Source organism: Sphingomonas sp. Leaf32 (assembly GCF_001421765.1).
In the GTDB taxonomy this organism is placed as follows: Bacteria; Pseudomonadota; Alphaproteobacteria; order Sphingomonadales; family Sphingomonadaceae; genus Sphingomonas.
In genome coordinates this window covers 1,033,638-1,047,732 of sequence record NZ_LMLA01000001.1, presented here as the reverse complement: position 1 = coordinate 1,047,732, position 14,095 = coordinate 1,033,638, and the positions used below count along the sequence as shown (strand labels likewise).

The following is a 14,095-nucleotide window of genomic DNA, read 5'->3' as shown; positions in this document are numbered from 1 at the left end:
ATGAACCGCATCCGCACCGCCGCCATGATCGTCAACGCTCGGTCGCGCAGCGGGCAGGACCAGTTCGCGCAGGCGTGCAGCGCATTGAAGGGCGCCTCGTTCACGGTCGACGCCCATGCCGTCGAGGACCCCGACCAACTGGTCCCGACGCTGAAGCGCGCGCTGGAACAACGGCCCGATCTGGTGATCCTGGGGGGTGGTGACGGGACGATCAGCAGCCTGGTCGACTATCTGCTCGGGCACGACGTCATCCTCGGCGTGCTGCCGTTCGGTACCGCCAACAGCTTCTGCCGGACGCTCGGCATTCCGCTCGACATTCCCGGTGCGATCGAGGTGTTGAAGACCGGACAGCCGCGTCGCATCGACCTCGGCATGATCGACGGCGATTATTTCGCGAATTGCGCCGCGATCGGCCTGTCGCCACAGATCGCCAAGACCGTGCCGCATGGCATCAAGAAGCTGTTCGGACGGGTCGGCTATCTCGCTTGGGCATCCATCCAGTTCGCGAAGTTCCACCCGTTCGAGCTGATCGTCGGACAGGGCAGCACCGCGAAGCGGATGATGGCGACCGAGGTCCGCATCTCGAACGGCCGCTTCCACGGCGGCACCGAACTTGTCGAGGAAGCGCGGCTCGATAGCGGCGAGATCATCGTTCAGGTCGTTGCCGGCAAGGGCAAGCGCAGCCTGGTCCGCAACTGGGCGGCGGGGTTCTTTCGCTTGGAATCGCGCCGCGTCGATACCGTGACATTCCACGGACAGGCGCTGCGGATCGAGACCAACCCGCCGCTGCCGATCTCGATCGATGGCGAGGTGCTGGCGAAGACGCCGGTCATGGCGAAGATCGCCGCCGGGATCATCGAAGTGATGGCCCCGGTCGAGCAGTGACCCTTACGACCCCGTAGGAACGGTTACCCGCGACCGATCAGGCGGCGGGCGATGGCGTCGGCGACGTCGGAATGCGGCTTGCCGCTGACATCGCTCTCATCCCATACCTGCACCAGCCGGTCAGGGATGCGGGCAATCCGCGCCTCGACCTCGGCACGATCGCCCTGGCCCAGATATTCGAGCGCCACGTTGATGATGCCACCGGCGTTGATGACGTAATCGGGGGCATAGAGGATGCCGCGATGCTGCAGCCGCGCACCGTCCGCCGCCGTCGCCAGCTGGTTGTTGGCACCACCGGCAACGGCCTTGCACTTCAGCGCCGCGATCGTCGCTTCGTCCAGCACCGCGCCCAGCGCATTGGGGCTGACGATGTCGGCCTCCAGCGTCAGCACCGATACCGGATCGGCGGTCGTCGCGCCCAGTTCGCTCGCCAGCGCTTCGGCGCGGGCTTCGTTGACATCGGCCAGCGTCAGGACCGCGCCGTCCTTCGCCAGCAGGCGGGCAAGGCCGCCGCCGACCGAACCGACGCCCTGCACCGCGACGCGCACGCCGCGCATGTCGTCGCTGCCCAGCGCCCGCTTCGCCGCCGCGCGGACGCCCAGATACACGCCCATCGCGGTGAACGGCCCCGGATCGCCGCCGGCATTGCCCGCCGCGACCGGCAGGCCCGACACATATCGGGTCGAACCGGAAATGGTAATCATGTCGGCTTCGGACATGCCGACATCTTCGGCGGTAACATAGCGGCCACCAAGCGATTCGACCGCGCGACCAAAGGCCGCCAGCAGTTCCGGCGCCTTGGCGCCACCCTCGGGAGCCAGCACGACGCCCTTGCCGCCGCCCATCGGCAGCCCTGCCATCGCGTTCTTGAAACTCATGCCGCGCGACAGGCGCAGCGCGTCGGTCACCGCCGCGTCGCTGGTCGCATAGCGCCAGAAACGAACACCACCGGCCGCCGGGCCGAGCGTGGTCGAATGCATCGCGATGACGCAGCGCAGGCCGGTCTGATGATCGGAAAAGAGGTGGATGCCCTCGTGATCGTCGAAGTCGGGATAACCCCAATCGGTCTGCACGGCGGCGGCTCCAGCGCTGTAAGGGATGGGGCGACCGACGGGACTTGAACCCGCAACTTCCGGCATCACAAGCCGGCGCTCTAACCAATTGAACTACGGTCGCCGTGGAGTGGCGCGCTTAGCGGTGCACCGCGCATCGGTCAAGCAGTGGCGTAACGATAATCGTTCTGGCAGGAAAATCGCCATGCAAACGCCAACTGCCCCCGCCCGCGCGACGCTTGGATCCGGTCATCCGTCGGAACCCGTCGTCGAACATATCATGGTTCAGCCCGGCGTCCAGCGCGTGCCGAGCGCGAAGCTGTCGCTGTTCATCCGCCGCGCGCTGATCCCCGCCGACCTCTGTACCGCCTTGATCGAGCGGATCGACGCGAAGCGACGCCCGTCGACCATCGCCGATGCCAACGGCGATCCCACCTTCCGCACCAGCGAAACCTGCGACCTCGATTCGAGCGATCCGGTAGTGGCAGCGGCAGAGACGCTGATCTTCGATTTCTGCGGCCTCGATCCCACGCATGGCGAGCCATTGCAGGGGCAGCGCTATGCCGTCGGGCAGGAGTTCAAGGCGCATACCGACTATTTCGATCCCCACGGCGGCGACTTCGCGAAATATTGTTCGGTGGCCGGCAACCGGACCTGGACGGTGATGCTGTACCTGAACGAGCCGGGCGCGGGCGGTGCGACCCGGTTCAAGGCGATCGACAAGATCGTGAAACCCGAAACCGGCAAGCTGCTCGCCTGGAACAACCTGCGCGCCGACGGCACCCCGAACCCTGCCACGCTGCACCATGGCATGAAGGTCCGCGACGGCACCAAATATGTGCTGACCAAATGGTTTCGCGAACGGCCGTGGGGATAAGCGAACGGGCCGCCGACATCGCTGCCGACGGCCCGTCCTTTCATCAGGTCCGGATCAGAACTGGGCGGTGACGCCCAGCGAGAACATCCGGCCCAGGTCGTAGCGGTTGATATAGACCGTGTTACGGCCGAAATCCTGACCTTCGGAGAAACGCGTGCCGGTCAGGTTGCGTGCCTCGGCCTTCACCTCCAGGTTCGCACCGGCCACTTCGAAGCCCTGCCGCGCGACGAGGTCGAGACGAATGCCCGGACGCTCGACGATATCGGGCTGGAACCCCTGCCCCGACAGGTTCGACGGACCGCGGTTGGTCACGCGGTCGCTGGCATAGTTGAACAGCAACGTGACCTGCGACAGGTTCGCCGTATCCTCCAGACCGACCTGCACGTTGACCAGATGGTCCGACTGGCCGGTCAGCGGTGCGCCGTCACGGAACAGCTGGTTCGCCCGGCCAAAGCCGTTACCGCACCCGCCGATCCCCTGCGAACCGAGTGCCGCCGCCGGGTTCGGCACGCAGCTATTGTCCGCCGTGATCGCCGACTGGGTGTAGGTATAGTTGGCGAGCAGCAGCAGGCGACGGGTCGCGAAGAAGTTACCCAGTCCTTCGAGCGGGACGTACTTCTGCGCCTCGACCTCGGCACCCCACAGCGTCGCCTTGGGCAGATAGGTGAAACCGGTCTGCAGCGTCGCGTCGGGGCTGGGGTAGAAGCCGGCCTGTTCGATCGGGCGATCGATCCGCTTGTAGAAGCCGGCGGCCGTCACCCGCTGATCGCGACCGAAGAACCATTCGTAGCGCGCCTCGAGGTTCCACAGCTCGCTGTCACGCAGGTTCGGGTTACCGAAGAACAGGCGATCCGAGTCGGGATCGCGGAACTGCTGCGGGGCCAGTTCGCGGAACTGCGGGCGCGAAATGGTCTTCGCACCGCTCAGCCGCAGCTGCATGTCGGAGGCGAAGTTCCACGTCAGCGTGCCGGCGGGCAGCCAGTAGCTGTTGTCGAGCACCGTAGCGTTGCTACGGATCGGCGTCACCTGTTCCTTGGCGGTTTCGAACCGGACACCGGCGACCGCGCGCAGACCGTCCGATACCTCCGCCTCGGCCTGGGCATAGCCGGCATGGATTTCCAGCGACGCATCATAGGCATAGTCGCCATTCTGGTTGCTGAACTGCATTTCGATCGTGCACAGATTCTGCCCGCGGAGCGGACAGGCGTTGAACAGCGAATCCGGTCCCAGCAGATAATCGGGCCGCAGCAGGTTGTTGGGGAAGCCTGGCGCGGTGCCCGCCCCGTCGTTCGTCTGGTAGTTGAACTGCAGCCGGCGCGAGGTACGATCGGTGTTCGAATAGAAATAGCCGGTCGACAGGGTAATCGGACGATCGGTCGGCAGCTTGTACGACAGATCGGCCTGCCCGGTGTAGAGGTCCTCGTTCAGTTCGCTGAACACGACGCTCGAAAAGGGCGAGAAGCGCTGGGTGACCTGATAGGCACCGTCGCAGTTGAAGCGGGTCGACACCGGCGCGCCGATAGTGGTGATCGGATAGCCGTTGGTCGTGCGGTTCGAGCAGAGGTAGTCGAACTGCCGTTCATAGGGTGCGTTGCGCTTCGAATTCGCGAAGGCGCCGCGTGCATCGAACTTCAGCGCGTCGGTCAGCTTGAATTCGCCGACCAGCTGCGTTTCGACCAGCTGGCGTTCGAACCAATTGGTGTTCTGCTGGACGCGCAGGCCGCTAAAATTGTTGTACTTGTCCGACGCGGCCAGACGACCCTGCTTCAGCGTGTCGTGGACATAGACGTTGGTCCAGCGGACGGTGTTATCGGCGAACTCATACCCCAGTCCGACCAGCGCGTTCGCGACAATGCGGTTGTCGGTCAGGATGGTCCGGAAATCGTTGCGGACCGTGCCGTCCTCGCTGACGGTATCCTGCTGGGTCGCGTCGCGGGTCCGGAACGTGTTCGACAGGCCGAGCGAGGCGATGACGCCCAGCCGGTCGCTGCCGATATCGAACACCGAACCGCCCGAGATTTCGCCGGACAGGTTGGCCGGCAGCTGGTTGTTGACCTGCAACAGCGTGGTGCGGGCATTGCTCAGCTGCGCGACCTGCGCCGCCGGAATGATGCCCGATCCCTTGTCGGCGTTGCGGATGAAGTCGGGGACGCCGCGCGTACCATCGTCATAGCCGAGCCAATCGGTCTTGCCGCCGGCATAGACATAGCCCAGCTCGCTGGTCGTCGCCGTGTCGGCGGCGATCGATCCGCCGATCGACAGGAAGTTCTTCTTCGGGATCGCCTTCGACGTCAGGTTGATGATGCCGCCGCCGAATTCACCGGGGAAGTTGACCGAATAGGTCTTCTGCACCAGCGCCGATCCGACGATCGAGGTCGGGAAGATGTCGAGCGGGACCGAGCGGCGCAGCGGTTCGGGGCTGGGCAGCGGCGATCCGTTGAGCAGCGACGACGAATAGCGGTCGCCAAGGCCGCGCACATAGACGAAGCCGCCGCCGACGACCGACAGGCCGGTCACGCGCGTCAGTGCACCGGCGATGTCGCCGTCGCCGGTGCGGGCGATGTCCGCTTCCGACAGGACCGACACGATCTGCGGCGTGGCACGCACGACGTTCGGGATGTTGCGTCCGACGACGACGATTTCCTCGCCCGCCGATTCGTCGAAACCGGGCGAGGAGACCTCGGCCGGCGCGTCGGTCGTCGTGCCGGCCTGCGGCGTTGTCGCCGTATCGGGCTGGGTCCCGGTCTGCACGACGGGCGGGGTTGCCGCCGTCGGCGCGGGTGCGGTCTGGGCCAGCACGGCCGGCGCGACCAGTTGCGATGTCAGAAGAAGGAGCGTTGCATAGGCGCGGCGGTGCTGCATGACCGGGGGTCCACCTGTTAAATCGTAAAGAGCGAATGCCGGGACGGGCGTATCGGCCCGCCCCGGCATCGGCGTGTCATCGCTTGGGTTGCGACGGGTCGGATCAGCGGCCGTTGCAGGCGAAGTAGACCGAGCTGAACACCGGCGGGCCGGCATCCTGCTTGCTGCTGTCCGCCGCGCGGATGGTCGAGCGGTCCGACGCGCTGGTTTCACCGGCGATCAGGTTGAGGCAGGTGACGCCCGACACCGACTTCACCACGCCGTTGACGTAGCGCATGTCCGAACCGCCACGCTGGCGGATGGTCGACGGTGCCAGCGCGGTCTGGATGAAGGTGAAGTTGGCATAGGTGCTGAAGGTGCGCGGCAGCAGGTCTTCGGCGTTGTTCGAGTCGATCTCGGTCGAGAAGGAGTCGGCGGTCGCGCCGATCGTACGCTGCGCCGCAATCATGAACTGCATGAAACCGCGATAGCCATTGTCGATGTCGAAGCCGTCGTCGTCGGCACCGGTGATGGCGACGTACTTCAGGTTGGTGGTGCCACCGAAGATCTCGATGCCGTCATCGGCCGAGTTGTGGCTCTGAATGTGATCCAGAACGGTGCCGCTGCCGGTGCCGCCCAGCGTCAGGCCCTGCAGTTCGTTGCCGTCGCTGATCGCGATGCCCGAATAACGGATCTGGACATAGGACATCTGGCCCGAGCTGTCGGCCGCGTTCGGGCCGCCGTAGAAGCGGCCGGTGACGCCTTCGATCGCCTGCTGGCAGGTGGTCGAAGTGCCGCCCGCCGTGTTCGGGCCGGTGCCGGTGGCGCAGACGGCGGTCGGCGCGCGACCGAGCAGGATGATGCCGCCCCACTGACCCTGGCTCGCATCCGACACGCCATTGTTCACGGTATTCTGCTGCGAGGTGAACACGATCGGCGCATCACGGGTGCCGATCGCCGAAATCTTCGAACCGCGGTTCACGATCAGCAGGTCGTTGGTCGCTTCGGTCGAATCGGCTGCGATGACGACACCCGCAGCGATGGTCAGCGTCGGGCCGGTGCCGCCGGTGGTGCCAAGGTCGGTGCCAACTTCAGTCTGGCCAGTCAGGCGGTACACAACGCCCGCGATCTTCGGCAGCGTCAGGTCGGTAGTGATATTCTGCGGCAGGCGGCAATAACGCAGCGTCGGGCTGCTCGAACTGTTGGTGCCGGCATCGGTCGTACCGGTCGGGCAGACCGAGGTCGCAGCGGCATAGGTACCGATCGACGGGACCGCGGTGCAACGCGCGCCCGAGCCGCCGAATTCGGCCGAGGTCGAGTTGCAGGTCCAGCCTTGGAACGCGGTGTCGGTCGGGCCGTTGAGCGCGCCGACATAGTTGGTGCTGGTGAAGAAGCTGTTGATCGTCGACGGATCGGTCGCGGTGGCCAGCGACGCGCTGCCGACCGGATACACGCCGTTCATCGTCGACCCGACGCCGCTCACATTGTTGTTGGTACCTGCATTCACGATGGCCAGCTGCTCGTCGGCCGTGATGGAAATGCCGTTGACCGTGGTCGAGGTCGCGAACTGCGCCGCTGTGATCGCGCTCGGCGTCGCCGAGGGGGTCGGGGTCGGCGTGGGGGCCGGCGCAGGGACCGTCACGTTGATCGTGCCGGCACCCGGCGAAGCAACGCCATCGGCACCGCTGCAACCGGCAAGGGCGGCACAGGCCGTCGACGCCATGAGAATAAAGCCGATGCGCTTGCTGCTGGCCATCACCGAAGAACTCCCGAACCTTGTTGTCGTTATGCGGGCGCGATGGCCCGGCGATCGTCCGGGGTTCCCCCCTTCGGCCGATCCACAGCCGCTCCGTTAGGCGCGCTGGATGACGGGAACGTGCGATTTCGGTGAAGTTTCGGAGACGTTATGGTTTCGTATTTGTGACACCCGTCAAAATGAAACGCCAAGCGCCGGAATCAAAAACGGCCGCCCGGCACCGCGCCTCTGGTCAGAGGTCGAGGTGCCGGACGGCCGTTGATCTGGTGGGCGCGACAGGGATTGAACCTGTGACCCCACCCGTGTGAAGGGTGTGCTCTACCGCTGAGCTACGCGCCCGGAAACCCGGAGGCCGGCTCCCTAGATGGGTCCGGCGATCCTGTCCAGAGGTTAATTCACCGAATCCTTCAGGCCCTTGCCGGCCTTGAACTTCGGCTGCGACGACGCCTTGATCGTCATCGGTTCGCCGGTGCGCGGGTTGCGGCCGGTCGATGCCTTGCGCTTCGACACCGAGAAGGTGCCGAACCCGACCAGGCGGACTTCGTCACCCTTCTTAAGCGCCGCCGAGATGACGTCGAATACCGCCTCGACCGCCTTCATCGCATCGCCGCGGGTGAGCCCCGAATGGTCGGCGACCTGCCCGATCAGCTCCTGCTTGTTCATCCCGTGGAACCCCCTTCATCCGTATGACAATATGGAAAACTCAAGCGCGGCACTAAGGCCGCGCGAACGCGCGCTGTCAAAGCAAATTGGTCGCGGCTGTGCAATCCAATGGTTTGCACTCCACCGTCTGCGTCAGTCGCCCTGACGAAAGACGGGACGGCGATCGGCCGCCCCGCCCCCGGATCAATGCGGTCGCGACTCGCCGATTCCCGGTACCGGCACCGGCGGTTGCGCCGCCAGATCGTCGGCCTCGGTCCAATCGATCGCGGTCAGCGGCTCGGTCAGCGCCAAGCGCAGCACTTCGTCGACGTGCGCGACCGGAATGATCTCCAGTCCCGACAGGATATTCGCCGGAATTTCCGCCAGATCCTTTTCGTTCTCGACCGGGATCAGCACCGTCTTGATCCCGCCGCGCAGCGCCGCGAGCAGCTTTTCCTTCAGGCCGCCGATCGGCAGCACTCGCCCGCGCAGCGTCACCTCACCGGTCATCGCCACCTCGCGCCGTACCGGCACCCCGGTCAGTGTGGAGACGATCGACGTCACCAGCCCGATGCCGGCCGACGGCCCATCCTTCGGCACCGCGCCTTCGGGCAGGTGGATATGGACGTCCTTGCGGTGGAACAGGCTGGGCTTGATGCCATAGCCGGGCGAGCGCGCCCGGACATAGCTCCACGCCGCCTCGACCGACTCCTTCATCACGTCGCCGAGCTTGCCGGTCGTCTTTACCGATCCCTTGCCCGGCACCGTCACGCTCTCGATCGTCAGCAATTCGCCTCCGACCTCGGTCCAGGCGAGGCCCGTCACCGCACCGATCTGATGCTCCTCCTCGCCCACGCCGAAGCGATATTTCCGCACCCCGGCGAACTCGGACAGGTTGTCCGGCGTCACGGTGACCGACGTCGCCTTGCCCTCCAATATGCGGCGCAGCGCCTTGCGAGCAAGCTTCGCGATCTCACGTTCGAGCGTCCGGACACCGGCTTCGCGGGTGTAGAAGCGGATCAGGTCGCGCAGGCCCGCCTGGGTCAGTTCGAACTCGCCGGGCTTCAGCCCATGCGCGTCGACCTGCTTGGCGACCAGATGCCGTTCGGCGATTTCGACCTTCTCGTCCTCGGTGTAACCCTCCAGCCGGATGATCTCCATCCGGTCGAGCAGAGGCTGCGGCAGGTTCAGCGTGTTCGCGGTGCAGACGAACATGACGTCCGACAGATCGATGTCGATCTCCAGATAGTGATCGTTGAACTTGGCATTCTGTTCGGGGTCGAGCACTTCCAGCAGCGCCGACGCCGGATCTCCGCGAAAATCCTGCCCCAGCTTATCGATTTCATCGAGCAGGAACAGCGGGTTCGATGCACCAGCCTTTTTCAGGTTGGTGACGATCTTGCCCGGCAGCGATCCAATATAGGTCCGGCGATGGCCGCGGATCTCGGCCTCGTCGCGCACGCCGCCCAGCGACTGACGGATGAACTCGCGCCCCGTCGCCTTCGCGATCGACTTGCCGAGGCTGGTCTTGCCGACGCCCGGCGGGCCGACAAGGCACAGGATCGGCCCCTTCAGCTTGTTGGTCCGCGCCTGCACCGCCAGATACTCGACGATCCGGTCCTTGACCTTCTCCAGCGCGTAATGGTCTTCATCGAGCACGCCCTGCGCGACGGCGATGTCCTTCTTGAGCTTCGACTTCTTGCCCCATGGCAGGCCCAGCAACACGTCGAGATAATTGCGCACGACGGTCGCCTCGGCGCTCATCGGCGCCATGGTCTTGAGCTTCTTCAGCTCCGACGTCGCCTTGGTCCGCGCTTCCTTGCTCAGCTTCAGCGTCGCGATCTTCTGCGTCAGCTCGGCGACCTCGTCGCCATCGCCATCCTCGCCCTCGTTGCCGAGTTCGCGCTGGATAGCCTTCAGCTGCTCGTTCAGATAATATTCGCGCTGCGTCTTTTCCATCTGACGCTTCACGCGGCTGCGGATCTTCTTCTCGACCTGCAACACGCCCAGCTCGCCCTCCATGAAGGCGAACACCATTTCCAGCCGCTTGTGCGGATCGGCCTCGACCAGCAGCGCCTGCTTGTCGGCGACCTTCACCGCGATATTGCCCGCGACCGCATCGGCGAGGCGCGAGGGATCGTCCAGTTCGGACAGTTGCACGGCAGTTTCGGCCGGCAGCTTCTTGTTGAGCTTGGCGTAATTCTCGAACTGATCGACGACCGAGCGCATCAGCGCCTTCAGCTCGGCGCTCGGCTGGGCGACGGCCGCAGCGACGCGCTCTTCCATGCCTTCGTCGGCGTCTTCCAACGTCGTATCATCGGCTTCCGACGGAGCCACCGTCGCGACCAGATAATTATCGACCGTTTCCAGGTCGGTCAGCGTCGCGCGCGCCTTGCCTGACACCAGTACCCGAACGGTGCCGTCCGGCAGCTTCAGCATCTGCATGACCTCGGCCGACACGCCGACATCGTACAGGTCGTCGCGCGCCGGATCGTCCTCACCCGGATCGAGCTGCGCCACGAGGAAGATTTCCTTCGATCCGGCCATCGCGGCTTCCAGTGCCGCGACCGACTTGTCGCGCCCGACGAACAGGGGCACGATCATGTGCGGAAACACGACAATATCGCGCAACGGCAATACCGGCAGCTTCAGCGGCTCGGACGAAACGGAATTGGTAATCTCGGACATGGACACTCCACGACCCGGCCGAACTGCCGGACCCACGACCTTATATGGTGGCAATTGCCGCGCCATCAATCTCCGTTCGACGGCACGCTGACCCATGATGGTATCCCTGGTGCTGGCCATGGCCGTCGCGATGCAGGCGTCGCCCGCCGTACCGCCCTCTCCGGTGCATCCGATGACCCTGCGGTCGGGCGGGCCGATCGCCGCCGATCGCGCGGCATTGCGGCTCGTCCATGCCGATCTCGCGATCGAGGTGCTGCCGGCGCGGCGGATGCTGTCGGCGCGCGCGACACTCACCTTGACCGCCCGTACAGCGACACCGCGCATTCCGATCGATCTGGACGATGCGCTGATGGTGCGGTCGATCCGGGTCGATGCAAAGCCGCTCGATCGCGCCGCCTGGCGGCAGGCGGACGGGCAGGTCGTCCTCGACATTCCACTCGCCGCCGGGCAGCGCGCAGCGGTGGAGATAATCTATGCGGGCAGCCCGCATGTCGCCAAGCGCGCGCCGTGGGACGACGGCTTCGTGTGGAGCGAATGGCAGGGCAAGCCGTGGTTCGGCACCACTGCGCAGGATAGCGGCTGCGACCTGTGGTGGCCGTGCCTCGACTTTCCCGCAGGCGAACCGGCATCGGTCGACCTGCACCTGACCGTACCGGCCGGACTGTCCGCACCCGCCAACGGCGTGCTGCGCGGCATCGACACCCTGCCCGACGGCCGCACGACCTGGCATTGGCGGGCCGGGTCTACCAACCCCTATGCGCTGGCCATCAGCGTCGGGCCGTATCGCGAGATCAAGGGCGAATATCGCAGCCGCTTCGGCAACGTCATTCCGCTGCGCTTCTGGCATCTGGAGGGGAAAGAGGCACAGGCGCAGCAGTTCTTCGCCGAATTTGCGCCCACGCTCGATTTTTTCGAATCAACCATCGGCCCCTACCCCTTCGGCAAGGAAAAGGTCGGCGTGGTCGAAACGCCGTACCTCGGCATGGAGCATCAGACGATCAACGCCTATGGCAATGGCTACAAGGCCGCGCCCGAAGGGTTCGACTGGCTGTTCCAGCACGAATTCAGCCACGAATGGTTCGGCAACCAGGTGACCGCCGCCGACTGGGACGATTTCTGGCTGCACGAAGCGTTCGCGTCGTACATGCAGCCGCTCTACGGCAAATGGCGGGAGGGCGACGCGCGCTACCTCTCGATGCTGCTGATCCAGCGGCAGCGGGTGGCGAACCGCGTGCCGGTCGTGTCGGACAAGTCGTTGACGACGCGCGAAGTGAATGGCGACACCGGCCCAGGCACCGATGTATACTTCAAGGGCGCATGGATGCTGCACAGCCTGCGCCACCTGATCGGCGACCGTGCGTTCTTCGCCGCGACCCGGCGACTGATCTACGGCCGGCCCGACCCGAAGCCGGGCAACTTCACGCCACGCTTCGCCACGACCCGCGATTTCGAGACGGCGGTGACGCAGGAGACGGGCAAGGATTTCGGCTGGTTCTTCGACGTCTATCTGCGACAGGCGGCGTTGCCCGACCTCATCGAACAGCGCAGCGATACCATGCTGACGCTTCGCTGGCAGGTTCCGGGCGACGGCCCCTTTCCGTTACCGGTCGAGGTCGAAATCGATGGCGTGCGCCAGACGCTGCCGATGACGGGTGGCACTGGCAGCCTCTTCGTCACTCGCGACACGCATGTCGTGATCGATCCGATGGCGTGGCTGCTACGCCGTTCGCCCGCGATCGAACGGATGCAGGCGCCGCGCGTTACGACGCCATGACCCTACTTTCCCGGCGCGCCGCCGAAATGGCGGCAACCTTCATGATCGGCGACGGGCTACTGGGCCTGCTTCAGCCCGGTCGCCACGTCGCGTTGTGGCAGGACCGCGCGGGAGGGGCGGAGTGGCTGGTCCGCCCCTTCGTCGATCGTCCGACGCTGCGCCGTGCCTATGCCGTCGCACAGATCGCCGCCGGGCTGGCGCTGGCCGCCCGGCAGCGTTCAATTACGGAACGACCGTGATGAACAGATAGGCGGCGAAGATCGTCAGGTGTACGATGCCTGACAACACCGTCGTCCGTCCATTGCCCAGCGTCAGCGTCGACACCAGCATCGACAATGCGAACAGCACCATCGACTTGGCATCGATCCCCAGCGAGAGCGGCCATTCCATCACCAGCGAAACGATCGCCACGCTCGGGATCGTCAGCCCGATCGTCGCCAGCGCCGATCCCATCGCGAGGTTCAGGCTGGTCTGGAGCCGATCCTTCCGCGCCGCCTTGACCGCCGCCAGGCTCTCGGGTGCCAGCACCAGACCGGCGATAAGAATACCGACCACCGCGAGCGGCAGCCCCGCCCCGCGCACCGCAGCCTCGATCGACGGCGACAAGTCCTTCGCCAGCAGCACGACACCCACCAGCGCAACCAGCAGCACACCGAACGCGATCCAGGCGGTTCCGGCACTTGGCGGCTCGGCATGGGCATCCTTCGGCAGCGAGCCGTCGACGGCCGGCAGAAAATAGTCGCGGTGCCGCACCGTCTGGACCATCACGAACGTCGCATAGAGAATGACCGAGATTATGGCGACGAAGGTCAGCTGCGACGACGACAATGTCGGCCCGGCGACCGTCGAGGTATAGTTCGGCAGGACCAGCGACAGCACCGCCATCGCGGCCAGTACCGACAGCGCGGCGCTGACCCCACGCAACACGAACCGCTGTTCGTGATGGCGGATGCCGCCGACCAGCAGACAGATGCCGACGATGAAGTTCAGGATAATCATGATCGCCGCGAACACCGTATCGCGCGCCAGTGTCGCGACGTCGCCCGATCCGGACAGCATCAGCGACACGATCAGCGAGACTTCGATCACCGTCACCGCGACCGCCAGCACCAGCGTCCCGAACGGTTCGCCGACCTTGTGCGCAACCACCTCGGCATGGTGGACCGCGGCGATTACGCAGCCGATCATCACCGCCGCCGCCAACCCGGCGCCCACGCCGCTCGCCTTCGCCAGATTGAGCAGGATCGCCACGACACCCAGCAGCGGTACGATCAACGACCACCATGGCAGCGCCGTACGGTCGAGCAATGCCCGTTTCGTTGCCGGAGTCACGACGGTTTCACCCTGTTCCGCCGCCATCATCGCTTCATGGTCCTGCGCCGCCGACATCTTCGCTCCCTGATCGTTACGCAAAGCCAATGCTTGGGGCCGGCGATGTTTCCGTCGTGATGGCGGATTTGCGAGGTTTCCGATGAGCAACGACACCGGAAGTAGCTGAATGTCGATCGGCCATGAGATCAGCGGCCAGCGCCGCTGTCGGGTCGGGGCAAACGGTGAAGAGGAAACGATTCCGAAGCATC

Annotated in this window: 10 protein-coding genes and 2 tRNA genes; 4 read left to right on the top strand and 8 right to left on the bottom strand. The window is 65.2% G+C overall.

The features are described from left to right. Positions 1 to 885, top strand: coding sequence for a diacylglycerol/lipid kinase family protein (locus ASE83_RS04960; RefSeq protein WP_055784312.1), 885 nt, complete (start codon positions 1 to 3; stop codon positions 883 to 885). A 23-nt stretch (positions 886 to 908) separates the two neighbouring features. On the opposite strand, the gene ASE83_RS04955 is transcribed toward ASE83_RS04960, so the two are convergent. Together ASE83_RS04955 and ASE83_RS04950 are read right to left on the bottom strand one after the other, a co-directional pair. Then, complete coding sequence (locus tag ASE83_RS04955) at positions 909 to 1,958, bottom strand: Glu/Leu/Phe/Val family dehydrogenase (protein ID WP_055784310.1); 1,050 nt, start codon at positions 1,956 to 1,958, stop codon at positions 909 to 911. A gap of 26 nt (positions 1,959 to 1,984) precedes the next feature. Continuing rightward, positions 1,985 to 2,061: transfer RNA gene (locus ASE83_RS04950), tRNA-His, on the bottom strand. A 156-nt stretch (positions 2,062 to 2,217) separates the two neighbouring features. Between ASE83_RS04950 and ASE83_RS04945 the strand changes: the two genes are divergently transcribed. Continuing rightward, positions 2,218 to 2,814 (top strand): prolyl hydroxylase family protein, encoded by a 597-nt coding sequence (locus ASE83_RS04945; RefSeq protein ID WP_162236586.1) that lies wholly within the window; start codon positions 2,218 to 2,220, stop codon positions 2,812 to 2,814. 54 nt (positions 2,815 to 2,868) lie between these two features. Here the strand turns inward: ASE83_RS04945 and ASE83_RS04940 are convergent, their stop codons facing one another. The 5 genes from ASE83_RS04940 to lon form a co-directional block, all read right to left on the bottom strand. Beyond that, positions 2,869 to 5,676 (bottom strand): TonB-dependent receptor domain-containing protein, encoded by a 2,808-nt coding sequence (locus ASE83_RS04940; RefSeq protein WP_055784306.1) that lies wholly within the window; start codon positions 5,674 to 5,676, stop codon positions 2,869 to 2,871. 103 nt (positions 5,677 to 5,779) lie between these two features. After that, entirely contained in the window at positions 5,780 to 7,411 is a 1,632-nt protein-coding gene (locus tag ASE83_RS04935) for a hypothetical protein (RefSeq protein WP_055784304.1), read from the bottom strand. Between the two features lie 264 nt (positions 7,412 to 7,675). After that, positions 7,676 to 7,750, bottom strand: a tRNA-Val gene (locus tag ASE83_RS04930). Positions 7,751 to 7,801: 51 nt separating this feature from the next. Further along, entirely contained in the window at positions 7,802 to 8,074 is a 273-nt protein-coding gene (locus ASE83_RS04925) for an HU family DNA-binding protein (RefSeq protein ID WP_055756411.1), read from the bottom strand. A 183-nt stretch (positions 8,075 to 8,257) separates the two neighbouring features. Continuing rightward, positions 8,258 to 10,741, bottom strand: a complete 2,484-nt coding sequence (gene lon, locus ASE83_RS04920; RefSeq protein WP_055784302.1) for an endopeptidase La — start codon at positions 10,739 to 10,741, stop codon at positions 8,258 to 8,260. 94 nt (positions 10,742 to 10,835) lie between these two features. Between lon and ASE83_RS04915 the strand changes: the two genes are divergently transcribed. Both ASE83_RS04915 and ASE83_RS04910 read left to right on the top strand, forming a co-directional pair. Continuing rightward, entirely contained in the window at positions 10,836 to 12,515 is a 1,680-nt protein-coding gene (locus ASE83_RS04915) for a M1 family metallopeptidase (protein WP_055784299.1), read from the top strand. Beyond that, positions 12,512 to 12,754 carry a hypothetical protein gene (locus ASE83_RS04910; RefSeq protein ID WP_055784297.1) on the top strand — a complete coding sequence of 81 codons (243 nt, stop codon included), beginning with the start codon at positions 12,512 to 12,514 and terminating at the stop codon, positions 12,752 to 12,754. The genes ASE83_RS04915 and ASE83_RS04910 overlap by 4 nt, the downstream gene beginning before the upstream one ends. Here the strand turns inward: ASE83_RS04910 and ASE83_RS04905 are convergent. Continuing rightward, the gene (locus tag ASE83_RS04905; RefSeq protein ID WP_235512985.1) at positions 12,738 to 13,904 is read right to left on the bottom strand and encodes a calcium:proton antiporter; all 1,167 of its coding nucleotides are present in this window, start codon (positions 13,902 to 13,904) and stop codon (positions 12,738 to 12,740) included. The two genes, ASE83_RS04910 and ASE83_RS04905, sit on opposite strands and share 17 nt — an antisense overlap. Positions 13,905 to 14,095 lie beyond the last annotated feature (191 nt).

Bases quoted from the DNA above. Each gene is read 5' to 3' on its own strand.
- ASE83_RS04905 (WP_235512985.1), bottom strand. From the start codon at position 13,904: ATGTCGGCGGCGCAGGACCATGAAGCGATGATGGCGGCGGAACAGGGT.
- ASE83_RS04935 (WP_055784304.1), bottom strand. From the start codon at position 7,411: ATGGCCAGCAGCAAGCGCATCGGCTTTATTCTCATGGCGTCGACGGCC.
- lon (WP_055784302.1), bottom strand. From the start codon at position 10,741: ATGTCCGAGATTACCAATTCCGTTTCGTCCGAGCCGCTGAAGCTGCCG.
- ASE83_RS04960 (WP_055784312.1), top strand. From the start codon at position 1: ATGAACCGCATCCGCACCGCCGCCATGATCGTCAACGCTCGGTCGCGC.
- ASE83_RS04945 (WP_162236586.1), top strand. From the start codon at position 2,218: ATGGTTCAGCCCGGCGTCCAGCGCGTGCCGAGCGCGAAGCTGTCGCTG.
- ASE83_RS04915 (WP_055784299.1), top strand. From the start codon at position 10,836: ATGATGGTATCCCTGGTGCTGGCCATGGCCGTCGCGATGCAGGCGTCG.
- ASE83_RS04910 (WP_055784297.1), top strand. From the start codon at position 12,512: ATGACCCTACTTTCCCGGCGCGCCGCCGAAATGGCGGCAACCTTCATG.
- ASE83_RS04940 (WP_055784306.1), bottom strand. From the start codon at position 5,676: ATGCAGCACCGCCGCGCCTATGCAACGCTCCTTCTTCTGACATCGCAA.
- ASE83_RS04925 (WP_055756411.1), bottom strand. From the start codon at position 8,074: ATGAACAAGCAGGAGCTGATCGGGCAGGTCGCCGACCATTCGGGGCTC.